Here is a 24,490-nt window from a genome sequence, read left to right as displayed (position 1 = left end):
GTAGGAGATTGCCGGAGACGTCATGGGCCCCTGGATTCCCGCCTTCCTCGCCGCCGCCCTCGTGGCGCAGGTTCCACCCTCCGGATCCGCGGTCGAGGGCCGGCTGCGCCGGGATGTGGCGTTCCTGGCCTCGCCGACCCTCCAGGGCCGGGGCAACGGGTACCCGGGGCTCGACCAGGCGGCCGAGCATGTCCTGCAGACCTGGAAAGGCGTGGGCCTGAAGGCGCAGATCCAGCGGTTCCCGTTCGTCGCGAAGGTGGTCCTGGAGACCCAGGGCGCCCTCCTGACCCACGGCGAGGAGGCCCGACCGCTCGTCTGGGGCCGGGACATCGAGGCCATCGGCTACAGCGGGGACGCGGACTTCCGCATGAAACCCCTCGCCTTCGCCGGTTTCGGCGTGCAGGTCCCCGGCGGCTACGACGATCTCGCGGGTCTCGAGGTGAAGGATCACGTGGTGGTCATCGCCCGCACCCTGCCGGATACGGACACCTTCGCCCACCCGCCGCGGGGCGAGCGGAGCCTGCTGGCCCGCGTGAAGCGCCTGCAGGCCGGGAGGGCCGCCGCGGTCCTCGTGCTGGAGGAGGGCCCGGCCCGGCCCCTGCAGCGGGAAGAGGGGCCGATGAAGCTGGACATCCCCGTGCTCAGCCTCTCGGCGGGCGCCCTCGGGGATGCCTGCGGTGACCTCCAGGCCCGCCTCAAGGCCATCCGGGATACCGGGAAGCCCGCCAGCCAGGACTTCATCTACGCTCCCTGGACCACGCTCACGCTGAAGCTGAGGCTCCGCCGTGAAGAGGCCCAGGTGCCCAACGTGGTGGCCCTGATCCCCGGTCGCGATCCCAAACTGCGGAAGGAATACATCGTCATAGGTGCGCATCTGGACCACCTGGGCCTGGGCGAGCGTCACAGCCTGGGGGGCGCGGAAGCGCGCGGGCAGGTACACCCCGGCGCCGACGACAATGCCTCGGGCGCGGCCCTGGTCCTGGAGCTGGGCCGGGAGCTGAAGCAGGCCCGCCCGCGGCGCTCCATCCTGCTGATGCACTTCGGCGGCGAGGAAGAGGGCCTGCTGGGCTCCAGCCATTGGATCCAGCACCCCACCCACCCGCTGGAATCCGTGAAGTTCATGCTCAACTTCGACATGGTGGGCCGGCTGGATCCCGCGGCCCCGAAACTGCTGATGGGGGGGCTGGGCGCGCCCAAGACCGCCCTCGAGGCCGCGAAGAAGCTGGCGCCAGAGGGTTTCTCCATCAGCGGGGACGTGGGGGCGGCTGTGGGCGGCTCGGACCACATGGCCTTCTCCCAGGCGAAGATCCCCACATTCTTCTTCTTCACGGGAGTCCACGGCGAGTACCACAGGCCCACGGACACGGCGGACCGCATCAACGTCGCCGGCATGGCCGCCCTGGCGGCCTACGGACGCGCGGTCGCCCTGGATCTCGCCAATGCGGACACGACGCCGGTCTTCGATCCCGATACCGCCAAGGTGGTCCTGCGGGGCGATAGCGGCCCCATGCGGGTCGCCTTCGGAACCCTCCCCGACTACGCAGACAACCCGCGGGGTTTCCGCATCAACGGGGTGTCCCGCGGCTCCACGGCGGAGGCCATCGGGCTCCAGGCCGGCGACATCATCATCGGTTTCGGTGGCCGGCCGGTAAAGAACATCTACGATTTCATGGACGCCCTCGGCGCCCACAAGCCTGGCGACAAGGCCGTGGTCCGATGGCTCCGGGGAGACCAGACCATGCAGGCCGAGGCCACCCTGAAAGGCCGCCCATGAGACTCGCCACCCCCATCGGGTTCGCCACCGAGGTCTTCCTCCAGGAGGCGCCGGATCCGGCCCTGCTGCCCGAGGGCCCCTGGACGCTGGTAGGCGATCTGCACCTGAGGGAGGCCTGGACCCGGGCGGGCCTCCCGGAGCCCAGCCACGCCCTGTGGGTGGCGGTGTCCGAGGAGGAGAAGAAGCTGCGGACCATCCTCCCCTGGCTGGAGCACTGGGCCCGGGTGCCCCTGCACCGGGACGCCACCGTGGTGGCCCTGGGCGGCGGTGTCCTCTCGGACATGGCGGGCCTGGCCTCGGCCCTCTACCTGCGGGGCATCGCCTGGCAGGTCTGGCCGACCTCCCTGCTGGCCATGGCGGACGCGGCCCTGGGCGGCAAGACCGCCGTGGACCTCGCCGCGGGCAAGAACCTGGTGGGGGCCTTCCACTCCCCCAGGCGCCTGGTGGCCTGCACGTCCTTCCTGGCCAGCTTGCCCGAGCGGCACCTGGAGAATGGCCGCTGGGAGCTGGTCAAGACTGCCCTCATCCAGGGCGAGATGCCCTGGGCCGCGGAGATGCTGCAGGACGGGCCCGTGAAGGTCCCCTGGGTGGAGCGGGCCCTGGCCTACAAGGCCGGCGTGGTGCACCGGGATCCCAGGGAGGCGGGCGAGCGGCGGCTGTTGAACCTGGGCCACACCCTCGGCCACGCCCTCGAGGCGGCATCGGGCTACGACCTGCTCCACGGGGAGGCCGTGGGCCTGGGCCTGCTGGGCTCCTGCCTCCTGGCGGAGGATCTCGGCCTCAAGGCATTCCCTCCCGCCTTCCTCGCCTCCCTGGCCCGGCGGCTCGCCCCGCTGGCGCCCATGGTCGCTCCCTGGTCGGCCTGCCTTCCCCTGCTGCACCGGGACAAGAAGGCCAGGCACGCGCCCGGGGCCACCGAGGACGCGCCGGCCACGGAGATCCACTGCATCCTCCCCCGCTTCGGGGAGCCGGCGATCCAGCGCGCCCTCGCCCCCGGAGTCTGGGAGTCCCCCCATGCCCGTCTTGTCGACCTGCTCCACCGGGAGGCTCCCCGTGCCTGACATCCGCCTTCCTCTCCTCGCCGCCCTGCTGGCGGCCAGCCTGGCCGCGACGCCGCCGGAAGACGTGCGAGCCCTGATGCTCCAGGCCCGCGCCCTGCAGCTGCGGGGCGGCGGTTCGGATCCCGCCGCCGCGGTGGCCATCTACCGGCGGGTGGCGGCCCAGGTGCCCGAGAGCGCCGAGGTCCACCTGAGGCTATCCGAGGCCCTCCAGGAGGCCCAGGACCCCCAAGGCGCCCTGGCGCCGGCCCGCAAGGCCGTTGCCCTGGCGCCCCGGAACGCGGAGGCGCGGGCCCACCTGGGCCTGCTCCTGTACCAGCTCTCCCAGTCGGATGAGGCCATGGCGGCGGAGGCCGCGAAGGAACTGCGGGCCGCCACGGCCCTGCTGCCCCAGGACCCGGAACTGTGGGCCCGGCTGGGCGAGGTGTCCGAGAAGCTGAAGGATGGCGAGGGGGCGCTTCAGGCCTGGCTGCATCTGGGCCGGCTCCGCCCTAGCTTCCAGGCGGCCTGGGAGCGGGCGGCCATCCACGCGCGGGCCCTCCAGAACTACGAGGGACGGCGCGAGTCCGTGCTCGCCCTCAATGCCCGCAACCCCGACGAGCGCCAACTCCGCATGCTGGAAGAGCTGGCCCGGGATCAGATCCAGGCGGGCTACCTGGCCCACGCCGAGGAGAGCTTCCTCCTGCTCGCCCAGCACCTGCCGAAGGAGGCGGGCCTCTGGGAGAATGTCGCCCTGGTGCGCCTCCAGACTTCGCGGTTCGAAGAGGCGTTGGAGAGCCTGGGCAAGGCCGAAGCCCTGAAGGTGACGCCTCGGACGACCTTCAACACGGCCCGCGCCCTCATGAACCTGGGGCGCTTCCAGGAGGCCGAGACCCGGCTCGCGACGCTCCTCGCCGGCAAGATCCAGGAGGACTGGATCGCCGACGGATCGCAGGCCCTCTACGCGGAGACGCTTCTCCTCCAGGGCAAGGGCGGCGCCCTGCTGACCTACCTCAAGGAGCACCCGGGGCGGGAGCAGGTCGCGGGCGAGCTGCAGGTGTTCACCTGCCAGGCCCTCATCAGCCGCAACGACTGGAAGAGCGCCCTGGCCGCGCTGAAGGACGGCATCACGCGGTTCCCCAAGGTGCCCTTCTTCCAGCAGGCCGCGGAGCTTCCGCCGGAGTGCCTGGAATACCGCTTCTTCTCGCGGAAGGAGACCCGCGCCGCCCTGGAGCAGCTCCACCTTGAGGGCATGGCGGCCATCTGGTCCGAGTTCCGCCGCTGGGACAAGTGCCTGGAGGCGCTCGAGCGGGCCCGCAGCCTGGGGCCCGTGAAGAACGTGGACATCCTGATCATGCAGAGCAGCGCCTATGACCAGCTTGGGCGGGCCGACGATTCCCTCCGGGTGCTCCGGGAGGCGCAGAAGACGAATCCGGGCAATCCCATGGTGCAGAACAACCTGGGATACCAGCTGCTGGAGCAGGGGCAGGACCTGGAGGAGGCCGCCGCGCTCATCGAGGCCAGCGCCAAGGCCACTCCGGACAACGGCAACGTCATCGACAGCCTGGGGTGGGCCCAGTTCAAGCTGGGGAAGATCGCGGAGGCGGAGGCCACCCTCCGCCGCGCGGCGGAGCTGAGTCCCTTCAGCCCGGAAGTGCGGAAGCACCTGGGTGAAGTGCTGGTGAAGCAGGGCAAGCTGGCCGAGGCGGCCGAACAGTGGGAACGGGCCCTGGCCTTCGTCTTCCCGGACCGTCCCGCGCTGGAGAAGCGGCTGGGGGAGCTCCGCGTCCGCCTGGCCCGGGAGCAGGCCCGGAAGGTGGGAGAGACCCAGGCGCCCGCGCCGGACGCCGCTCCGGATGACGACGAGGACTGATCATGATGGTTTTCCAGGCTCCCCCCGCTGATGTGGCGCCGGCCCCGGCGACACCTGTGCGCGCCCAGTACGGCTGGGGGTATTCAGGCTCCGGAGGCGAGGGGACCGGCACCCTGAACCTGCTCATGGAACCGTTCTCCGGCCGCCTGGTGGCCGAGCTGCATGGGCTCGGCGAGCGCCTGCTGCTCCTGGAGGGCGATCGCGCCTCCGGCTACCGGCTCCGGGTGCCCCGGCAGAAGGTCGACCAGCGGGCCGCCACCCTGGCGGAGCTGCCGCTGCCCTTCCTGCCCCAGGTGGCCAGCGTCGAGGCCCTGCTGCGCATGCTCCGCCAGGGAGAAGGCCCGGGCGTGTCCGTGCTGAAGAAGGATGCCGCGGGACCCCGGAAGCTCCACTGGCAGGGCCGGGATCCCCAGGGCAAGGCCGAGCAGGTCTGGCTGGACCGGAAGAGATGGGAGGAAGCTCCCTAGAGCTGTCCTCTGCTGAAATCGCCGCGTCCGCGGCGATTTCAGCGGGCCGGCTTCACCGGGGGAGCAGGCCGGCCCGCCTCGACCCAGGCGCTGAGCACCGCGTCTCCCAGGTGCTTGCCCGCCAGCTGGAGCTGCCGGGTCACCGCGGGACCCTGCCTGGCCCAGAAGACCATCCAATAGGCGGGGGTGCGCATGGCCCGGCCGCGGGTGTCGGCAGGCGTGGTGCGGTCCGCGGTCCGGTCGTCCTCCAGGAGCTGGGGGATGAGCGCGTGGGAGGCGCGGAGCCACTCCCAGGGCCGTTCCATGAAGCGCGGGTCCACCTCGGCGGAAAGTGGGGTCAGCGTCTCCGGTTGGACATAGCGCTCCACCAGCCCGGTCTCCCAGCGGCTGTGGACGCCGCGCTGGTTCGTGGCCTGGCCGTCGTGATTCTCGGTGGTGTGCAGGGGTACGTGGGCGTCCGCCACGTAGTGGCTCAGGATGGACGTGGCCATGGCCACCCGGGCGGCGTCGCCGGATCGGAAGGCATCCACCAGGTCCCGCCAGCGGTCCTGGATGATCCACGGCACCACGCCCGTGCGGTAGAAGTCGCCGCCCAGGCGGGCCTGGGCTTCCTCCACGGTGCGGGGGAGATGATCGGGTCCCCCGTAGGGCTCCATGTCCAGGAAGTGGCGGGGGCCCTCCTTGCGATCTTGGCGCCAGTGGTCCGGGTCCGAGGCATGATCCTCCACCTCGCCCTCGCGCCCCGTGTACCAGGCGCGAGGCTCCGGCGGCAGGCCTTTCAGGGCCAGGGCGCAGGCGGCCCGGTGGCCCTTGTCGCCCCAGGCGGAGAGGGGAAGGGCTGCCAGGAGCAGCGCGAGCAGGGGGATCTTCATGGTGTTTGGCGACTCTCTGAAAAGGATCCCCACGAAGGACACTAAGAAAAACGTGAAGGGCACGAATATAGAGGCATTTATTCGTGCCCTTCGTGGGGATCTTTTGTGGCTGGGCTACTCGGGAATGGTCCCGGTGCGCTCCCAGCGGGTGCGGGTGAAGAAGTGGCGGGCGGCGTCGATGAAATCGGCGGCCACGTCCGTGGGGCCGTCCGGCACGCGCCCGTTGTCGTTGTCAGTGTCGCCCTCGCGGAAGCTCCACCACACGATGAAGGGCCGGCCCCGCAGGTGATCCACGGGCAGGAAGCCCCAGTAGCGGCTGTCCATGCTGTTGTCGCGGTTGTCCCCCATGGCGAAGATGTGGCCCGCCGGCACGGTGACTGGGCCCAGGTTGTCCTTGAACCCTTCCTGGATGAGGCTGTTCATGGCCTGCATCTGGTTGTGGTCATGGAGGGCCAGCACCTCCGGATCCGCATGGCGCCAGAGACCCACGGGATGCTCCGCCTCGCCGGCGTTCCGGGTCAGGGGCCAGGGACCGGGTGTGGGACCCTCGGGGCTCCGGCCGAACTGGAACTCGAAGGGGCCGGTGACGAGCTTGCCGTTCACGTAGAGCCGCTTGTTGCGCATCTCCACCGTGTCGCCCGCCAGGGCCACGCAGCGCTTCACGTAGTCCTGGTCGCGGTCGATGGGGTAGCGGAACACGATGATGTCGCCGCGCTTCACGCTCCGCATGGGGAAGAGCTTCTCCTCCCAGGCCCACTGGGGCTCGGCGAAGATGAACTTGTTGGCCAGCAGGTGGTCCCCGATCATCAGCGTGTTGCGCATGGAGGCGGAGGGGATCTTGAACTGCTGACCCACGAAGGTCTTGAAGAACAGGATCAGGATCATCGCGAAGCAGATCACCTCCAGGTTGTCCCGCACGGCGCCCTTGGCGGCGCCGGGGGGCAGCTCGATCTCGAGGTCGGTGGAGGTGTCGGAAGCGGATTCAGCGGCCATGTCGGCTCCGGGATTGGTCGATCAGGGACGTTGGCCGGGGAACGGGCCGGAGAGGGGGGCGGCAGGCAGGTCCACGAAGCCGCGGGCCACCAGCCGGTTGGTGGTCACCCACGCGCCGTCGCGTTCCTCCTGGGACTCCACCTCGCCGAGGTTCGGCAGGTAGAGCGTGCGGCGCCGGGGTCCGTGGGGCGGCTGGGCCTCCACCCACACGCCGACGGGGTCCGAAGTTGCCGGCAGGAGGGCGGCGCCTTCCCAGGTGGCGCGTCCCACCACGCGGAACCGGGTGCCCCGGTCCTCCCAGGTGGCGGTGGAAGGGAAACCTGGCGGCAGAGTCTGGGCCAGCACCTGGCCATCCTCGCCCAGGAGGGCGATGCCCCCGTCCTGGTGGCGGATCAGCAGGCTCATATGGCCGCGGAGGCTGGCGAGGTCCAGTTGCACCACCCGAGGGGAACCTGGCGCCACGGACGACCGGGCCACGCGCACCTGCAGGCGGTCCGAGGAGCGCTCCGGCTGGGGCCGGGACGGGTCCTCGAAGGCCAGAGTCAGCCCTTCTTCCCAGGGACCGTAGATGGGGGCGGCCGGGCGCGGCTGGCAGGCCAGGGCCAGCACCAGGGCCACAGGTGCCAGCAGGGCCGCAGGCGCCAGGAGGGACAGGCGCGGATGCATCAACGGGGTCCCTTGTTGAACTTGGCCATCAGGTCGGTCAGCGAGGCGCCCGAGGCGGGAACCGCCGGCTCACGCTTGGGCTGGGGCGGACGGGTCTCGCGCTCGGGCCGGGCCGGGCGGGCCTCCTGGGGACGCGGGGGCCGGGTCCCTTCCGGGCGAGGCGGCCGGGGGCCTTCGGGCCGGGGCGGCCGCGGGCCCTGCGGCCGGGGGCCAGCCTGGGACCCGGATTGGGGGCCCGACTGCGGGCGGGGAGGACGGGGACCGCCCTGCGGCCGGCCCTGGGGACGGCGATGGTGGGACGGCTGCGGCCGATCGGCGCCCTCGGGGGCGGCCAGCAGAGCCTTGATGGAGAGGGCGATGCGCTTGGCCTCCAGATCCACGGCCAGCACCTTCACCTTCACGGCCTGGCCCACGCTGAGGGCGTCCGCGGGGTTCTTCACATAGCGGTGGGCGATCTCGGAGAGGTGCACCAGGCCGTCCTGGTGGACGCCCACATCCACGAAGGCGCCGAAGTCGGTGACGTTGGTGACGATGCCCTGGAGCTCCATGCCCACTTCCAGGTCGCTGGGCTTGTTCACGCCCTCGCGGAACTGCACGGCCTCGAACTGGTGGCGGGGGTCGCGGCCGGGCTTCTTCAATTCCGCCAGGATGTCCTTCACGGTCTCCACGCCGAACTTCTCATCGACGAGCAGCTTGGGATCCAGGGCGTCCAGCACGGCATCGTTGCCGATGAGCTCGGGCACGGTCTTGCCGGCCAGCTGGCAGATGCGCTGCACCACGGGGTAGCTCTCGGGGTGCACGGCGGAGGCGTCCAGGGGGTCCTCGCCGCCAGGGATGCGCAGGAAGCCCGCGGCCTGCTGGAAGGCCTTGGCGCCGAAGCGGCCGACCTCCAGGAGCTGCTCGCGGCGCTTGAAGGCGCCGTGCTCGAAGCGGTGGGCCACGATGTTCTTCGCCAGCCCCTCGCCGATGCCCGCCACGTAGGCCAGCAGTTTGTAGGAGGCGCTGTTGAGATCCACGCCCACGCGGTTCACGCAGCTCTCGACCACATCATCGAGGCCCTTCTTGAGGGCGGTCTGGTTCACGTCGTGCTGGTACTGGCCCACGCCGATGCTCTTGGGATCCACCTTCACCAGCTCGGCCAGGGGATCCTGGAAGCGCCGGGCGATGCTCACGGCGCCGCGCACGGTGACGTCGTGCTCGGGGAACTCCTCCCGGGCGATGTCGCTGGCGGAGTAGACGGAAGCTCCGGCCTCGCTCACGCTCACGCAGATGAGACCCTGGCGGTTCGTCTCCTTCAGCCACTCGCGGATGAAGGCCTCCACCTCGCGGCCGCCGGTGCCGTTGCCCACGGCGATGGCCTCCACGGGGTTCTCGGTGCAGAGCTTCTCGAGGATGGCGCGGCTGCCCTCCAGGTCCCGCTTGGGTTCCAGGGGGTAGATCACCTCGTTCTGTACCAGCTGGCCCAGGCGGTTGATGACCACGAGCTTGCAGCCTGTGCGGATGCCGGGGTCCACGCCAAGGGTGCAGCGCTGGCCCGCAGGGGGCGCCAGCAGCAGGTGGTCCAGGTTGGTCTGGAACACCTTGATGGCCTCGCCGTCGGCCTTCTTCTTGGCCTCGTAGCGCACCTCGGATTCGATGGTGGGCGCCAGCAGGCGGTCGAAGGCGTCGCCGGCCACCTCGTTGAGGAAGCGCCGGTAGCCGCTGGCCGGGTTCACCTGGACCTTGGCGACGAGCTGGCTCACCAAGTTCTCGCGCTCCACCAGGAGCTTCACGGTGAGGATCTCCTCCTTCTCGCCGCGGCGCAGGGCGAGGAGACGGTGGCTGGGGATCTTGCGGATGGGCTCGGAGAAGTCGAAGTAGGGTTTGAAGCGCAGCGCGGCCTGGTCGGCCTTGCGCTCCTCGCGGATCTCGGACTTCAGCACGCCCTGCTCGTGGAACTCCAGGCGCAGCCAGGCGCGAATCTCCGCATCCTCCGACAGGCGCTCAGCCAGGATGTGACCCGCGCCTTCCATGCATTCCGAGGGGGAGCGCAGGCCGTCCTCGTCCTTGATGAAGGGCTCGGCGATGAGGAAGGGATCAGCGCCGCTCTCGTCCGCCAGCAGGGAGTCCAGCAGGGGCTCCAGGCCGCGCTCCCTGGCCACCGTGGCCTTGGTGCGCTTCTTGGGCTTGTAGGGCAGGTAGAGGTCCTCCAGTTCGGCCTTCACCCAGGTGCCCTCGATCTTGGCCTTCAGCTCGGGCGTGAGCTTGCCCTGCTCGTCGATGGACTTCAGCACGGTCTTCCGGCGGTCCAGCAGGTCCTTATAGTAGGCGTTGCGGTCTTCGACGGCGCGGATGGCGACTTCGTCGAGCGATCCCGTCGCCTCCTTGCGGTAGCGGGCGATGAAGGGCACGGTGTTGCCCTCCTCCAGCAGCGCCACGATGGCGGCCACGCCGGCGCGGGGGAGCTTGAGCTCCTTGGCCATGAGGTCGAGCACTTGATCCACACTTGCTCCTTGCATCCCGGGTCCGGGCGAACTGCGATGATACCAAGCCCGATGCGGATCCGGCGATGCGCCAGATCCGCGCTAGAGAAAGGCCTTGCGCCGCGCGCCCGCCGGGGCGCGTTCGAGGTCCCGCAGGGACTTCTTCCAGTGGGCGGAATCCAGACCGGTGCCGATGACCACTGCCGCGCATGCGGGAGCGGAGCCATCCGCGAGGAGGGGCAGGGGCGAGATCTCCAGGCGCCCGTCCGCCAGCTGGAAGGCCCAGCGATCGCTGCCGTCGTTGCGCGCGGCCCAGCCCGCGAAGGCGCAGACGCCCTTCGCGCGCAGGAGCTCGCCGGATGTCGGCGGCGCCAGCAGCAAGGCTTCCAGCGTCGCGGGGTCGATGGGGTGGTCCCAGTGCAGGGTGAGGGATCGCGCCTCGGCGAAGCTGGGTCCGCTCGTCGCCTCCCAGCCCTCGGGCACAGGCCGCAGGTCGCCGCGCCAGGGATCGGGACTGCCCTCCGGGGCGACCCCGTGGCGCGTGGGGATCAGCGGGATGTGCTTGAAGGCCGCGCGCAGCTCGCCCTCCCAGGCCACGGCCGCCGACGGATCGAGATCAGCCTTGCTGAGGTGGATGAGGCTGGCCAGGGCCGCCTGCCGATGGAGCAGGGGCTTGGTCTTCAGGTGATCCACGGGGGCCAGGCTGGAGACCACCGTGAGCAGGCCCGCCAGCCGCAGACGCCCCGCCAGCGGCGGCTCCTGTTCGAGGTCCAGCAGGTCCGTGGGGTCCGCCAGGCCCGTGGTCTCCAGGACCACGCGCTCGGGCCGCTGACCGTCCGGCTGGTCGCACCAGGCCTGGAGGGTGGCCACCACATCGTTGCGGAGGCTGCAGCAGACGCAGCCGTTCACCAGGTTCTCCACGCCCGCCAGCTCGGGCCGCTCGGCGTCCACCAGGGTGCCATCCACGCTGATGGCGCCGAATTCGTTGATGAGCACCGCCACCCGGCGGCCGGCGGCCACCTCGGCCTTCAGTAGGCGGTTCACGGCAGTGGTCTTCCCGGCGCCCAGGGGGCCGGTGACGATGAGAACTTCGAGCAGGGCGCGATCGGACATGCCTCCATGATGCCCTGGCTGGAAAACTCACGCAGAGCACGCGGAGAGAGCGCGGAGGGTGCAGAGAACGACAGATGAAGGGGAACGCGAAGCAGGCCGCCCTTGTGTGGCCTGGGGTCAAAGACTCGATCTCTTTGCCTCGGCGCCCTCCGGCTTTTCTCCGCGTTCTCAGCGTGCGTGGTTCTTCTTTTGTCCTGCGTCGGGCAAGTGTGAGAGCGTAAACGGGTGGATGTCCTGGACCTGAGCTACCTCGCGGCCGTCTCCCTGGCGGGGGCCGTGGCCCGGTCCTGTGTCCGGGGGCTGCCGGAGGGCTGGCGGATCCGGCTGCAGGCGGAGGCGCCGGACCTGCCTGCGGGTCGCTGGATCTGGCTGCACGCGGTGAGCGTGGGCGAGCTGCTGCTGGCGGACGGCCTGGTGGCGCGCCTGCGCGAGGCCGGCCACCGCGTCCACCTGAGCACGGGCACGCCGGCGGGGCTGGCGCTGATGGCGAAGCGGCTGCCGGGCTGGGACGCCGGCACGGAGCGGATCAGCGGCGGCGCCTTCCCCCTGGATGATCCCGAGGGTCTGGAGCCGTTCCTGCGCCGCCCGCCGGGGCTGTTCCTGGCGCTGGAGACCGAGATCTGGCCGGGGCTGCTCCAGGCGCTGGAGGCCCGTGGCATCTCGCGCGTCATCGTGAATGGGCGGCTCACGGAGAAGTCCCTCCGGAAGGGCGGTCCCTGGATGCGACGGGCCGCCTCACGGCTGAGCCTGGTGGCGGCCCGGGACGAGGCCAGCGCGGAGGCCTTCCAGCGCCTGGGCGCCCCGGAGGTGCGGCTGGGCGGCAACCTCAAGGCCGACCTTCCGCCCCCGCGCCCCCTGCAGGAGGGTTGGATGGCCCTGCGCGAGGCCTGGTCAGGCCTGCCCGTGGTGGTGGCGGGCAATACGGTGGAGGGCGAGGAGGATCTGGTCCTCGAGGCCTGGCGCGCGGCCCGGGCGAAGCATCCTGGCCTGAAGCTCATCCTGGCCCCGCGCCAGCCCCGCCGCTTCGATGCCGCGGCGGATCTGATGACGGCCCGGGGCCTGGCCTTCCGCCGTGCCTCCGGCGGATGGGGGGAGGGCGCCTCCTGGTCGGGGATGGACGCGCTGCTCCTGGACACCCTGGGCGAGCTCTCGGCCGCCTATGCCGAGGGCACCGTGGCCCTGGTGGCGGGAGGCTGGACCGCGGATGGTGGGCACAACCCGCTGGAGCCGGTCCGCGCGGGAGTTCCGGCCCTGGTGGGCCCGGGCTTCGCCAATTTCGAGGACCTGGTGCCGCCCCTGCGCGAAGCGGGGCTGCTCCAGGTGGTTCCTGCCGGCGGGCTCGGCTCCGCGCTGGAGGCCGCCCTGGCCGCCGCGCCGCTGCGCTCCGTGGGGCCGGCATCGCTGCCCGAGACCCTGAGGGGCACGCTGGACCGCACCTTGGGGCTTGTGGAGCCCTATCTGGTCGCCCTTCCGACCGCCAGCCGGCTGGAACCTCATCGAGTATCCTGAAGCGTGGAGCCGCCATGACTCGCCGTGGGACGCACATCCTCCTGATCGATGACGACCCCTCGGTGCTTGAGATGGTCCAGTCCGCCCTGGCCCATTACGGCATGGAGGTCCACGGCTATCCGGACGCCGCCCAGGCTCTGGAGCTCCTCCAGAATCCCAAGGCCCCACCGTTCGACCTGGTCATCAGCGACATCAACATGGAGGGCATGGACGGGTTCGAGGTGGTCCACAAGGTGAAGGCGTCCCACCCCCACCTGCCCGTGGTGCTCATGACCGGCCAGGCCTCGGTGGACTACGCCATCCAGGCCATGCGGCTGGGCGCCTCCAACCTGTTCATGAAGCCCATCGCCATGAAGGATCTGGTGCACAGCGTGTTCCATCTGGTGGAGCTGCACCGGGACCTCCGGAAAGCGGATGACGGCCTGCGCGGGCTGGTGAACGAGCGGCGGCATTTCCTGTTCCGGTCGGACGAGCTGGACATTCCGAGCCTCACCCACCACCTCACAGACCGGCTGGTGCCCATGGGGTTCGCTTCCGCCAGCAACATCGACGTCATCGCCATGGCCATGCATGAAGCCCTGGTGAATGCCCTGGAGCACGGCAACCTCGACCTGGACTCGCGGCTGAAGGGGGACCTCTTCGCCAAGGAGGATGCCTATGCGGCACTCCGCGCCAAGCGCATGGCGGATCCCGACTATGCGGGACGCCTCATCGAAGTCCGCCTGGCCATGGACACGGAGCGGTTCGAGGTGGAGATCAGCGACGAAGGCCGCGGCTTCGACGCCGGCCGGCTCTCCCCGCCTCCGCCCGATTCGGAGATGGCTTCCCACTGCGGGCGCGGCCTGCCCCTCATCCTCCTCGTGATGGACGAGGTCCACTTCAACGACAAGGGGAACCAGGTGCGGTTGGTGCTACGAAGAAAGTAGCTGTCAGCTCTCAGCTAAAGAAAACGCCGGGTCGCCCCGGCGCTTTTACTGACAGCTGACAGCTGACAGCTGATCAGAACGCACTCTCCACGAACGCCTTGAGCTGGGGCTTGGGCTGGCCGCCGATGAGCTTGTTCACAGGCTTACCGTCCTTGAAGACGATGAGCGTGGGGATGCTCATGATGCCGAACTGGCCGGCCACCTGGGGATTCTCGTCCACGTTCATCTTCACGAACTTGGCCTGGCCCTTCATCTCGGCGGCCAGTTCGTCCAGGACGGGGGCGATCATCTTGCAGGGGCCGCACCAGGGGGCCCAGAAATCCACGAGGGTGACACCCTGGGCGACGGCTTGGGAGAACTCGGCGTCGGTGATGTGCGCGACGAGGTCGGACATGGGAACTCCTTTCAGGTTCAGGGTACGGGAATGGGGCCGCCGGGATTGGCGCCACCCCATTGGGCGATGGTGAAGATGCTCATGTAGCGGTCGTTGGTTTCCCGCAGGCGCTGCGCGAGCACTTCGCAGAGGGCGTAGAGGATCTTGAGCGCAATCTTGTGCTGGGTCTCGATGATCGTCCGGAGGTCCTGCAGGGGGATGAAGAACAGCTCGGAAGGCTCGTTGGCGATGGCATCCGCGGCGCGGGCGGACAGATCGATGAGGGCCATCTCGCCGAAGTAGGCCGGCGGCGCCAGGACGGCGAGGGCCTCCTCGCCCGTGGCGCCGCGCTTGGAAATCCGCACCGAGCCCTTCAGCACGATGAAGAGGCCGTCGCCGGCGTCCCCTTCCCGGAAGATCACCTCGCCGGCCGCGACCTGGCGCTTCTGGCCGATGATCAGGATCTGGGCGCGCTCCACCTCGTCCAGGTTCCTGAACAGGGGCGACTGGGTCAGGAAGCGGGCGTCGATCACCGGGGATCCGAGGAAGGTTCCAGGGGCACGTGGGCACAGATGTCGAGGCCGAAGCCACGGAGTCCAATGTACTTGGTTTCATGACGGCTGAGCAGGCGCATTTTTCCAACCCCCAGCTGCCGCAGGATCTGCGCGCCGACGCCGAAATCCCGGTCGTTCATGGCCTGGAGCTGGGCGTGGCCCTCCTCAGCCACTCCCGGGGTGTGGGCATGGCGGCGGAGGTAGACCATGGCGCCGCGGCCCTCCTTGGCCAGGGCGGCCATGGCCCGCTGGAAGAGGCCGGTCTCGAAGCCGTGCAGGTCGTCGGGCAGCGTCTCCACGTGCACCCGCACCAGGGGCGGATCGCCCCCCAGGTCGCCCAGCACGAAGGCCAGGTGGCTGCCGCCGTCCAGCAGGCTCCGGAAGCTGTGGACCTTGAGGGCCCCCCACTGGCTTGCCATGTCGCGGGCCCCCAGGTGGGTCACCAGGGGTTCCTGGCGGAGGCGGTAGGCCACCAGGTCCGCCACGGTCACCAGCGGCAGGCCGTGCTGTTTGCAGAAGGGCACCAGGTCCGGCACCCGGGCCATGGTTCCGTCGTCCTTCATGATCTCGCAGATGACGCCGCTGGGATGCAGGCCCGCCAGGCGCGCCAGGTCCACGCTGGCCTCGGTCTGGCCCGTGCGGGTGAGCACGCCGCCGGGGCGCGCGCGGAGGGGGAAGACGTGGCCCGGCTTCACGAAGTGTTGGGGCTTGGCGTCCGGGGCGATGAGGGCCTGGATGGTGCGAGACCGGTCCTGGGCGCTGATGCCGGTGGTGGTGCCTTCCCGGGCTTCCACGGAGATGCAGAAGGCCGTCTCGAAGGGGCTGGTGTTGTCCCGGACCATGAGGGGGATCTGGAGGCGGTCCAGCACCGGGCCTTCCAGGGCCGCGCAGATGAGGCCGCGCCCATAGGTGGCCATGAAGGCGATGGCTTCCGGGGTGACATGCTCGGCGGCCAGGGTGAGGTCGCCCTCGTTCTCCCGGTCCTCGTCATCGACCACCACGACCATGCGGCCCTGCCGGATGGTTTCGATGGCTTCCTCGATGGAGGCGAAGGGGGAGTCGGGGCGGGTGCTCATAGACCCATCAGGATCGCTCAGGAGGACCCGGGGGGGAAGGGCGCACTCCATGGTAAGGTTGACCATCTTCTGTAGGCCTTCATTTTCCCGAGAGGAACGACCCATGTCCCAGGGTGTGATCCAAGGCTCCATGCGTGAGGCGCCGCTGCCCGACATCATCCAGCTCGTGAGCCAGGGCGGGAAGTCGGGGTGCTTCCACGTGCAGCAGGAGGCCTCCCGCGCCCGCATCTACCTCAAGGATGGGCGGATCATCCACGCCGTGACCCACGCCGGGGAAGGCTTCGAGGCCCTCATGGAAGTCGCCCTGTGGCTCGACGGCACCTACCGGTTCGAGGAGCTGGTGCCCGACGTCCCGGCCACCATCACCAAACCCAATGCCTCCATTCTCATGGAGTTGGGCCGGCGCATGGACGAATGGCGCGTCATCAGCCAGAAGGTTCCTTCGGTGGACCTCTACCCCGCCTCCACCCTGCTCCCCGGGGAGACGCCGCACGGCGTGAACGCCCGGGAGGCCCGGGTCCTGGCGCTCTCCACCGGGTACTACAGCGTCGCCGAGGTGGCCGAGGCCATGCAGAAGCCCGTGCTCACCATCGCCAAGGATCTCTATGGCCTGGTGATGGCCGGCCACGTGACGCTGAAGGGCATCCGGTCGGGCAAACCCCCCAAGATCGACGTTCCCGCCGCTCCCCAGTCCGGACCCCAGCCCGGATCGTCCCAGGCCCTTCCGGATATCCGGGAGATGGATGCCGCCGCGCCATCCGTTCCTCCTCCTCCCGTCGCCGCAGGGTTTCCGGAGAACGCCGAGCCGTTCCCTGAGACCGTGGGCGGAGGGGTCGCCGGAACGCCGGCTCCCGCCCCGGCCAAGCCCGCGCCGGCGGACGATCCCCAGCGCATGGTGAAGCTGATGAACTTCACCCAGCGCATCGCCCAGGCGGCCAAGATGGTGCTTCCCGAAGCCCAGCACGAGATGGTGCACCGCTACCAGGCCAAGGCCACCCAGCAGATCATCTCCGGCGACGGCCCGGAGGCGGTGAAGAACCTCGCCCTGGCCATCAGCCGCGGAGCCGTGGATGCGGGCTGCGATGCCGACATGGTGCGCACCCTGAACACCCACCTCAAGGCGCTCTTCGCCACCAAGTAGGCGATCCCCCATGATCCGACCTCTACCCGCACCGGTGTCCGGCACCGGGAACATCGCGCGCGCCCTGGGCATCCATCTCAAGGCGCCCCTCGCCACCACGTAGGCGGTTTCCATGATCCGACGTCTTCTCGCAGGCCTTGCGGCAGTCCTCTCGCTGGTGGCCATGGGGTGCAAGGAACCCGATGGCAGTTCGGGCGGGACCACGGGCGTGGCTCTGTACGCCTACGACAGCACCACGAGCTCGGTGTTCGTCTGGAGCGACCTGAGCGCCCTGTACGACAGCACTGCCACCTCGGTGGCCCCCACCAAGACGATCACCTCCTCGGTGTTCAGCACCAAGATCGGCAGCCTGGCCTGGGGCGGCCTCTGCTTCGACCGGCAGAACGGCTATCTCTACATGGTTTCTGACACCGGCACCATCGTGCGCGTGAGCAACATCCGGACGCAGAGCGGCGACGTGGCCAGCTCCGACGTGGTCTCCTTCAGCCTGTCCAGCACGGGTCGGCTCTCCAGCTCGACCTTCGGGCAGGCCAGCCTGGACCCCCAGACCGACACCCTCTACATCACCGAGAACGGCAGCAGCGGCACCCAGATCTGGGTCGTCAGCAACGCAAGCACCCAGCCCCAGAGCGCCACGATCACGCTCCAGGCGCTGATGGCCAACGGGGATACCGGCGGCACCGGGGTCGCCTCCGCCTCGGGTTCGGTCTACGCCTTCATGCTCTCGGGCGATACCGTGGGAACCGTGACGACCTACACGGGGCCCCGCCTCCGGAAGGGGACCGCCTCGGGGTTCGTCAGCGCCAACACGATCATCGGCCCCTCCACGCTTCTGGGCCAGTACGGCGCCCTCGCCCTGGACTCGGGCAACGGCTACCTCTTCTTGGCCCGCCACAACACCGATGCCGGCGCTTCCACGGCGCCGATCCTGATGTTCACGACCGGGATGTTCGGCCAGGCCTATGATCAGGCCCCGACGGCGACTCTGGGAAGCGCCACGGACCAACCCAACCTCCGCGTCATCGCCCACGCCGGCACCAAGGACTGGCTGGTGGGCCTGCGCGGAAACGGCTCCACGGCCTTCGCCACCATCGACCTGTGGAAGTCGCCCATGGGCGGCACCGCGGCCAAGACCATCGTCGCCTCGCCCACCACGGCCCTCTTCAAGGGCGTGGCGGTGGATGGGAACGCCTCGTGACCCCCCTCCGCCTCCTGGGATTACTGCTCCAGGACGTGCTGCGGGACCTCCTCCGGCACCGGGGCCAGTACTTCCTCGCCGTGCTCACCCTGGCCTCGGGCCTCCTCCTGGCGGGCGGCGGTCTGCTCCTGGTGGAGAGCCTCGACCGCTTCGTGGGGCGCCTGGAGGACATGGCCAAGGTGGTGGTCTACGCCGCCGATGGCAAGACCCTCGATGAGGCCGAGGCCCGCCTCCGGCGGGATCCCCGTTTCCGGGAGGTGCGCCGGGTGACCGCCGTGGAGAACCGCAAGCGCTTCCAGTCGGCCACACGCGAAGCGGGCCTGCTGCTGGAGAGCGCCGGCCAGGACGCCCTTCCGGAGAGCCTGGAGCTGAGCCTCCGCCAGGACCTCGCCGAAAGCGCCAAGGCGGTGGAGGTGGCCGCGAGCCTCCGGAATCTCCCGGGCGTGGGCGATGTGCTGGCGGACCAGGAACGGCTGGAGCAGATCCAGCGCATGGCCCGGATGCTGCGCTCAGCCCTGGCCAGCCTGGGCGCGCTCCTCCTGGTGGCCGCGGGCTTCGCCACAGGAAACGTCATCCGCATGAGCATCCTGGCCCGGGAGGAGGAGATCAGCATCATGCGCCTGGTGGGGGCCTCCGAGAGCTTCATCCGCACGCCGCTGGTGCTGGAAGGCGCGGCCCTGGGTTTCGGGGGCAGCATCCTGGCTCTGCTGGGCCTGTTCGGCCTGTGGCTGCCCGTCTCCCGGGGCATGGGCGGTCTCTCGCCGCTCCTGGTGGACCTGGCCCGCCTGGGCTTCTTCTCCGCTGGCAGCATGGCGCTGCTCGCCTTCGTGGGGGCCGTCACCGGCGCCCTGGGCGCGCTCTGGGCCTTCTGGAGCACCCGCCGGGCCCAGCGCGCCGAGGCCGCGCTGATGGAGAGCGCAGGCTGATTCCGGGCCTCAGCGGGACCGGGAGTCCAGCTCCCGGCCCGTGATGAGGCCGGAGGACGTTCCCCGCAGGGTACAGGCGTGGCGGGCGGCGATCTGGCCCCGCCGGATGGACGCCTCCAGCGATCGCCCTTCCAGCACGTGGCTGGTGAGGAACCCGACGGCGAGGGCGTCGCCGGCGCCGTTGGTGTCCACCACGGGCCGCTCGCCGGCCACGGGCGGGAAGAAGGCGATGCCGCCGCGGGTGCCCAGGGCGCAGCCCTGCGCGCCCATGCCCGACACCACGATGCGGTCGGGATGACCGGCCAGGAAGGCCCGGATGAGCGTGGAGGGATCTCCGTGATTGGCGGCGGAGAAGAAGAGGATGTCCGCCTGCTCGATGAAGTCGCGCCGATAGGGATCCGCCGGGTCGACGACATCCTGGAGGTCACAGGCCACGGTGAGGCCCAGCTCCTTTGCCACCGGAAGCAGGCGGCGGGCCCAGTCCGGGATGTTGACGTGCGCGAGCCGGGCGCCGGACATCACCTTGCGGCAGCGCGGCAGGTCCAGATCGACGCCGGCGCGCCCCTTCCCGTCATAGAAGTTCTTCCGCCGGCCATCGGGATACATGAGGTTCACGCTTCGGGCGGTGCCCGTCGGGTCCACGCCCAGGCCACGCAGGTCGACGTCCGCATCCGCGAGCCGCTGACGGACGGCCCCGCCCGCGGTGTCCTCGCCCACATGGCCGATGAAGGCCACGCGCCGCCCCAGGGCCGCGTAGCCCAGGCTGGCATAGCCCCCGGCCTGGCCCACGCAGTCCAGGTTCTCCGTGAAGTTCCCCTCCACGGTCCAGTCGATGCCTTCCGGCGGAAGGTACACGTTGGTGTCGAGGCCCGCGCACCCGACGACGACGACCTCCGGGGGGATCATTCCTTCCACCGGCGGGAATCGCTTTCCCGCAGTCCCAGCTGGTCCAGCACACGGGTGGCGAAGGTGTCGTAGAGGTCGTCGAGGGCCTTGGGGGCGGTGTAGAAGCTGGGCATGAGGGGCATCACGATGGCGCCGGCGTCGTGGACGCGGAGCATGTTCTCCAGGTGGATGCGGTTGAGCGGCGTCTCCCGGAGGCACAGTACCAAGGGGCGGTGCTCCTTCAGGCACACGTCCGCGGCGCGACTCACGAGGGACTCGCTCACGCCGGCGGCGATGCGGCCCAGGGCGCCGGCGCTGCAGGGCACGATGGCCATGCCGTCGTGGCGGTGGGAGCCCGAGGAAACGTCCGCACCCAGGTCGCGCTCATCCCGCAGGCCCACTTTCGGAAGGGCCGCGAGGTCCTTCGGTGTGAGGCCCGTTTCGTCCAGCAGGCATCGCTTTCCCGTGGGGGAGAGCAGCAGGGCGATCTCCCCCACCGCAGGGCTGGCGGACAGGCGCCGCAGCACGGCCACGCCGAAGGCCGAGCCGGAAGCGCCGGTGATGGCGAGGGTGAAGCGGAGGCCGCCGGGGTTCGTCATTCGGTCGTCCCTCATTCCAGGCTTCATTCTGGAGCAGGCCGGTAGGCCCCGAAGAAGATGGCGTTGAACAGCAGGCGGCGCGTGAAGGGCTCCTGCCCGCGGAAGACGGGATCGCCCGCCACCAGGATCACCGCCCCCAGGCCCAGCTTCTCGCGAAGGGCATAGGCGGTCTGCTGGAGCTTGGCTTCCATGGCCTTCGGCACCAGGCCGGAGACCTTCAGCTCCTCCTTGCCGTAGTGGAGGGGGTTCTCGCCGCCCTGGCTCAGCTCGAGGATGGGGTCGCTGGTGTCGAGCACCGCCGCCCCGCCCTCGGCGTGGAGACCCCAGGCCAGAGGATGGCCGCCGTCCACCTGGACCTTCAGGAAGGCGCCCGGAATGCTCTCCTCCAGGGCCCGCTCCTCGCGCTTGTCCCAGGGGCGCACCAGGTCCGCGGGGTCGGCCTTGGGCGCCTCGCGCTTGGGATCCTTCTCCTTCAGCCGGGCCTCCTCCGCCGCCTTGGCGAGCAGGTGGTAGCCCGTGGGAGTGAGGCCGGCACGGGAGGCGTAGGCCGCGCCGCCCTGGAAGGCCAGCAGGCTGCCGCCCTCGGTGACCCAGGCCTTCAGCTTCGCCGCGCCGCCCTCGCCGAGGGCCTGCTGCCAGGCCTTGCCCTGGGCGCCATCGTCGACGACGAGAATGTGGGTGAACCGGCCCAGGGGAACGGCTCCGAACCGGTCGGCCCGCAGCTGCACGAAGGGCAGGCCAGCCTCGGTGAGGGTGTGGGCGAGGGCGCCGAAGGCCATGGGGTTGGCGGGGCGGTCCATGAGGATGGCGATGCGGGGGGTCCGCAGGATCAGGGTCCGGTTGGACCCCAGATCGGGTCCCGCGTCCATCTGGGCGGTGTCCATGGCCACCACCGGGTGGTGGTTCTCCCGGGCGAGGGCCTGCAGCCGCCCGGCCAGGGATTCCAGGTTCGTGCGCCGGGGCAGGATGATGGTGCCCGCTCCGAACCGCTGGTTCCGGTAGGTGGCCGGTTCGGCCAGGATCGTGGCCTTGAAGCCTTCCTGGAGGAGGGCCGCCACGGTGCGTTCGACGCCCTCGTGGCCGGCGGGGATGAGGTAGCCCCAGGCCGCCTCGGGGAGCGCCCCCTCCTCGGCCACCGTGAGAGGCGCCGTGGCGACCCTGGGGCGGGCTTTCGCCCGCCAGGCGGGCACATGGAAGGCCAGGGGCAGGCTCCAGGCCGTGAGGTCGTACGTGGGCTTGGGTCCCATGTGGGCCTCGCCTTCCAGCAGGGCCTGGGCCAGATCGCCCCGGGGCTGGTCCAGAGGTACCAGATAGCTGCCCGCGGGCAGGCCCGGGGCCTTGGCCAGGCCGACGGGCTCCAGGCCCGCGGTTCCCAGGGTGGCCGTGGTGCGCAGCACCTCGATGCCGTTCCGCTCCAGCAGGTCCACGAGGGCTCTCGTCCGGCCCGGATCATCCCCCTCCGCCAGGAGGAAGGCCCCGGCGCGGTCGCCCAGGGCCACGCGCTCGCGGTGGGCCCGCTGGTAGTCCCAGAGGAGGGCCTGGCGCTCGCTGGCGGCGGTGGCCACGGTGGCCAGGCTGGCGGCCACGTGGCGCTGGATGCGCCCTTCGAGGGTGAGGATCTCGCCATCCTGCCGCTTGTAGGCGGGCCCGCCCTGGCCGGCCACTTCGAAGGTCATGCCCACGGCTCCCTGGAAGGTGGGCCAGGAATCCCCGTAGCCGGGGTAGAAGAGGTCGAACACGTCTCGGCTGAAGTAGGCCCAGCCGTGGGCGTCGAAGGCCCGGGCCACGCCCTTCCCGAAGGCCGCCTGCCAGCGGCCGGAGAAGGCCGAGGGGAGTGCCTCGTGGATGGGCTGCATGGTGGGCGGGAAGTAGTAGGTGGCTTCGGGCCACATCTCGTGGTGGTCCGCCAGCACCTGGGGATTCCAGCGCAGGAAGGCGGCGGCCTTGGCCCGGGACTCGCCCTGGGTCTGCCAGGCCCAGTCGCGGTTCAGGTCGAAGAGCCTGTGATTGAAGCGGCCCCCGGGCCAGCGACCGGTGTTCGCGGCGTCCATGGGGTCGTTGGTGTTGAAGGGGGTCGAGGCTTCCGTCACGGCCTGCCGGTGCCGGGCCAGTCCGTCCGGGTTCTGCGTGAGGTCCATGAGCAGCACCACGCGGTCGAGCTGCTTCAGGACCTCCGGTTGGCGGGCCGAGGCGAAGTGGTAGGCCACGGCCAGGGCCGCCTCGGAGCCCGAAGCCTCGGACCCGTGCACCGAGTAGCCCAGCCACACGAAGGCGGGGTTTGTTTCCGCGATGCGGCGGGCCTCGTCCTCCCCGCAGGTGCGGGGATCCGCCAGCTTCGCGTTGAGGGCCTGCAGCTCGTCCAGGCGCTTCAGGTTCTCCGGCGCACTGACGACGAGGAAGGGCTGCTCCCTCCCCTCCTCTGTGACGTTCAGGGTGAGAAGCTTCACCCGGTCCGGCGCGGCCGAAGCCAGGGCGCGGACGTAGGCGAGCAGGTCGTGGTGGGAGGTGTAGCGGGTGCCCAGGTCCGGCCGGGGCACGTCGGGGCGGCGGTCTCCGGCCGGCAGCAGGCCGGGCGGAAGGCCGGCCAGGAGGCTGATCGAGGCGCAGGCCGGGGCGATGAGGACAGGCAGGAGGAGGGAGCGCCGCCTCATGCGCGCCTCAGGCCAGGCCCAGGAAGGCCGGTCCGGCCTGCGTGATGGAGCCCGCGCCGAAGGTGATGAGGAGATCCCCGCTGCGGGTCAGGCGCTTGAGGACCTCGGGCAGATCGTCGATCCGGCCGGCGAGGTGGACGTCCTTCTGACCGTGGGCCCGCAGGGCCTCCACCACGGCGGCGCTGTCCACGCCCTGGATGGGGGGCTCGCCGGCGGGGTAGATGTCGGTGACCACCACGGAATCCGCCTCGAAGAACGCCGTGCTGAACTCTTCCAGCAGCGCCCTCGTGCGGCTGTAGCGATGGGGCTGGAAGGCCGCCACGATGCGGCGGTCCGGGAAGCCGGCGCGGGCCGCGGCGAGGGTGGCGGCGATCTCCGTGGGGTGGTGGCCGTAGTCGTCCACCACCAGCACGCCGTCCTTCTCGCCCTTGACCTGGAAGCGCCGGTCGGCGCCCGTGAAGGCGGCCAGGCTGGTGCGGATGGTCTCGCGGTCCACTTCGAGTTCCAGGGCGATTCCGATGGCGGCCAGGGCGTTCAGCACCATGTGGTGGCCCGGCACGCCCAGGCTGAAGGCGCCCAAGTCTTCGCCGTAGGCGCGGACCTTGAAGTGGGTGCGGAAACCCTCCTGGCGGATCTCCTGGGCGCGGATGTCCACCTGGGGATGGGTGCCGTAGGTGCGCACCTGCCGCTTCAGGCGCGGGCGCACGGCGGCGGCGTGGGGATCGTCCATGCAGAGGAACACCGATCCGTAGAAGGGCACCTTGTTGGCGAAGGCCACGAAGGCCTCCTGGATTTCCTCCAGGTCGCGGTAGTGGTCGAGGTGCTCGCGGTCGATGTTGGTGATGGTGGCCAGGGTGGGGTTCAGCATGAGGAAGCTGCCGTCGCTCTCGTCGGCCTCTGCCACCAGGATGTCGCCCTTGCCCAGCTTGGCGTTGCTACCGATGGTGCCGAGCTTGCCGCCGATGACGATGGTGGGATCGAGGCCGCCATGGCTGAGCACCTGGGCCACCATGCTGGTGGTGGTGGTCTTGCCATGGGAGCCGGCCATGGCGATGCCGTACTTCATGCGCATCAGCTCCGCCAGCATCTCGCCCCGGGGGATCACGGGCACCTTGGCGGCGTGGGCTGCCACCACTTCCGGATTGTCGCCTTTCACGGCCGACGAGATCACCACCACCTGGGCGCCTGCGATGGCCTCGCCCCGGTGGCCCAGGTGCACCTCGATGCCCAGGCCCCGCAGGCGCTGGGTGACGGCGGTCTCCCGCAGGTCCGAGCCCGACACCCGGTAGCCCAGGTTGGCGAGGACCTCCGCGATGCCGGACATGCCGATCCCACCGATGCCCACGAAATGGATGTGCTGGATCTTGCCGAACACCTGGAAGCCCCCATGTTTAA

General features: G+C 70.2%; 21 protein-coding genes. 9 read left to right on the top strand and 12 right to left on the bottom strand.

Features of this window, described 5'->3' with window-relative positions:
• Positions 1–22 precede the first annotated feature (22 nt).
• Genes MLG87_RS04655 through MLG87_RS04640 form a run of 4 tightly spaced genes read left to right on the top strand, consistent with a single transcriptional unit; the run spans position 23 to position 5,151 of the window.
• A complete protein-coding gene (locus tag MLG87_RS04655) occupies positions 23–1,774 on the top strand; it encodes a M28 family peptidase (protein ID WP_279341061.1) in 1,752 nt (583 codons plus the stop codon).
• Positions 1,771–2,835 carry a 3-dehydroquinate synthase gene (locus MLG87_RS04650; protein ID WP_279341060.1) on the top strand — a complete coding sequence of 355 codons (1,065 nt, stop codon included), beginning with the start codon at positions 1,771–1,773 and terminating at the stop codon, positions 2,833–2,835. The genes MLG87_RS04655 and MLG87_RS04650 overlap by 4 nt, the downstream gene beginning before the upstream one ends.
• Positions 2,828–4,684, top strand: coding sequence for a tetratricopeptide repeat protein (locus tag MLG87_RS16275; protein ID WP_243294036.1), 1,857 nt, complete (start codon positions 2,828–2,830; stop codon positions 4,682–4,684). Before MLG87_RS04650 ends, MLG87_RS16275 begins: the two co-directional genes overlap by 8 nt.
• Positions 4,685–4,686: 2 nt before the next feature.
• A complete protein-coding gene (locus MLG87_RS04640) occupies positions 4,687–5,151 on the top strand; it encodes a hypothetical protein (RefSeq protein WP_243294035.1) in 465 nt (154 codons plus the stop codon).
• A 38-nt stretch (positions 5,152–5,189) separates the two neighbouring features.
• Here the strand turns inward: MLG87_RS04640 and MLG87_RS04635 are convergent, their stop codons facing one another.
• The 5 genes from MLG87_RS04635 to MLG87_RS04615 all read right to left on the bottom strand — a co-directional run bounded on the left by MLG87_RS04635 (position 5,190) and on the right by MLG87_RS04615 (position 11,257).
• Positions 5,190–6,023 (bottom strand): S1/P1 nuclease, encoded by an 834-nt coding sequence (locus tag MLG87_RS04635; RefSeq protein ID WP_243294034.1) that lies wholly within the window; start codon positions 6,021–6,023, stop codon positions 5,190–5,192.
• Between the two features lie 114 nt (positions 6,024–6,137).
• A complete protein-coding gene (lepB, locus tag MLG87_RS04630) occupies positions 6,138–7,016 on the bottom strand; it encodes a signal peptidase I (protein WP_243294033.1) in 879 nt (292 codons plus the stop codon).
• Between the two features lie 21 nt (positions 7,017–7,037).
• A complete protein-coding gene (locus MLG87_RS04625) occupies positions 7,038–7,682 on the bottom strand; it encodes a hypothetical protein (RefSeq protein WP_243294032.1) in 645 nt (214 codons plus the stop codon).
• Positions 7,682–10,180: a Tex family protein gene (locus MLG87_RS04620; protein WP_425250874.1), complete on the bottom strand. Its 2,499-nt coding sequence runs from the start codon at positions 10,178–10,180 to the stop codon at positions 7,682–7,684. The genes MLG87_RS04625 and MLG87_RS04620 overlap by 1 nt, the downstream gene beginning before the upstream one ends.
• Positions 10,181–10,246: 66 nt before the next feature.
• Positions 10,247–11,257 (bottom strand): CobW family GTP-binding protein, encoded by a 1,011-nt coding sequence (locus MLG87_RS04615; RefSeq protein WP_243294030.1) that lies wholly within the window; start codon positions 11,255–11,257, stop codon positions 10,247–10,249.
• Between the two features lie 225 nt (positions 11,258–11,482).
• Between MLG87_RS04615 and MLG87_RS04610 the strand changes: the two genes are divergently transcribed.
• Positions 11,483–12,766 (top strand): 3-deoxy-D-manno-octulosonic acid transferase, encoded by a 1,284-nt coding sequence (locus MLG87_RS04610; protein WP_243294029.1) that lies wholly within the window; start codon positions 11,483–11,485, stop codon positions 12,764–12,766.
• Positions 12,767–12,780: 14 nt separating this feature from the next.
• Entirely contained in the window at positions 12,781–13,692 is a 912-nt protein-coding gene (locus MLG87_RS04605) for an ATP-binding response regulator (RefSeq protein ID WP_243294028.1), read from the top strand.
• A 73-nt stretch (positions 13,693–13,765) separates the two neighbouring features.
• On the opposite strand, the gene trxA is transcribed toward MLG87_RS04605, so the two are convergent.
• The 3 genes from trxA to ribB are packed head-to-tail and all read right to left on the bottom strand — an operon-like array spanning position 13,766 to position 15,695.
• Entirely contained in the window at positions 13,766–14,086 is a 321-nt protein-coding gene (trxA, locus tag MLG87_RS04600; RefSeq protein WP_243294027.1) for a thioredoxin, read from the bottom strand.
• A gap of 17 nt (positions 14,087–14,103) precedes the next feature.
• Entirely contained in the window at positions 14,104–14,598 is a 495-nt protein-coding gene (locus MLG87_RS04595) for a cyclic nucleotide-binding domain-containing protein (protein WP_243294026.1), read from the bottom strand.
• Positions 14,595–15,695 (bottom strand): 3,4-dihydroxy-2-butanone-4-phosphate synthase, encoded by a 1,101-nt coding sequence (gene ribB / locus MLG87_RS04590; RefSeq protein WP_243294025.1) that lies wholly within the window; start codon positions 15,693–15,695, stop codon positions 14,595–14,597. Before ribB ends, MLG87_RS04595 begins: the two co-directional genes overlap by 4 nt.
• Positions 15,696–15,798: 103 nt before the next feature.
• Between ribB and MLG87_RS04585 the strand changes: the two genes are divergently transcribed.
• The 3 genes from MLG87_RS04585 (at position 15,799) to MLG87_RS04575 (ending at position 18,960) form a co-directional block, all read left to right on the top strand.
• Positions 15,799–16,836, top strand: coding sequence for a DUF4388 domain-containing protein (locus MLG87_RS04585; protein WP_243294024.1), 1,038 nt, complete (start codon positions 15,799–15,801; stop codon positions 16,834–16,836).
• 112 nt (positions 16,837–16,948) lie between these two features.
• Complete coding sequence (locus tag MLG87_RS04580; RefSeq protein WP_243294023.1) at positions 16,949–18,034, top strand: hypothetical protein; 1,086 nt, start codon at positions 16,949–16,951, stop codon at positions 18,032–18,034.
• On the top strand, positions 18,031–18,960 hold the full coding sequence (locus tag MLG87_RS04575) for a cell division protein FtsX (protein WP_243294022.1): 930 nt from the start codon (positions 18,031–18,033) through the stop codon (positions 18,958–18,960). Before MLG87_RS04580 ends, MLG87_RS04575 begins: the two co-directional genes overlap by 4 nt.
• A gap of 9 nt (positions 18,961–18,969) precedes the next feature.
• Here the strand turns inward: MLG87_RS04575 and MLG87_RS04570 are convergent, their stop codons facing one another.
• The 4 genes from MLG87_RS04570 to murC are packed head-to-tail and all read right to left on the bottom strand — an operon-like array spanning position 18,970 to position 24,470.
• The gene (locus tag MLG87_RS04570) at positions 18,970–19,866 is read right to left on the bottom strand and encodes a carbohydrate kinase family protein (RefSeq protein ID WP_243294021.1); all 897 of its coding nucleotides are present in this window, start codon (positions 19,864–19,866) and stop codon (positions 18,970–18,972) included.
• Complete coding sequence (locus MLG87_RS04565) at positions 19,863–20,459, bottom strand: UbiX family flavin prenyltransferase (RefSeq protein ID WP_243294020.1); 597 nt, start codon at positions 20,457–20,459, stop codon at positions 19,863–19,865. Before MLG87_RS04565 ends, MLG87_RS04570 begins: the two co-directional genes overlap by 4 nt.
• 8 nt (positions 20,460–20,467) lie before the next feature.
• The gene (locus tag MLG87_RS04560; RefSeq protein ID WP_243294019.1) at positions 20,468–23,095 is read right to left on the bottom strand and encodes a M14 family zinc carboxypeptidase; all 2,628 of its coding nucleotides are present in this window, start codon (positions 23,093–23,095) and stop codon (positions 20,468–20,470) included.
• A gap of 7 nt (positions 23,096–23,102) precedes the next feature.
• Positions 23,103–24,470, bottom strand: coding sequence for a UDP-N-acetylmuramate--L-alanine ligase (gene murC / locus MLG87_RS04555; RefSeq protein WP_243294018.1), 1,368 nt, complete (start codon positions 24,468–24,470; stop codon positions 23,103–23,105).
• Positions 24,471–24,490: the final 20 nt, after the last annotated feature.

It is taken from the genome of Geothrix mesophila, assembly GCF_022808835.1.
GTDB lineage: Bacteria > Acidobacteriota > Holophagae > Holophagales > Holophagaceae > Geothrix > Geothrix paludis.
This window is presented reverse-complemented; position numbering and strand designations above follow the sequence as displayed.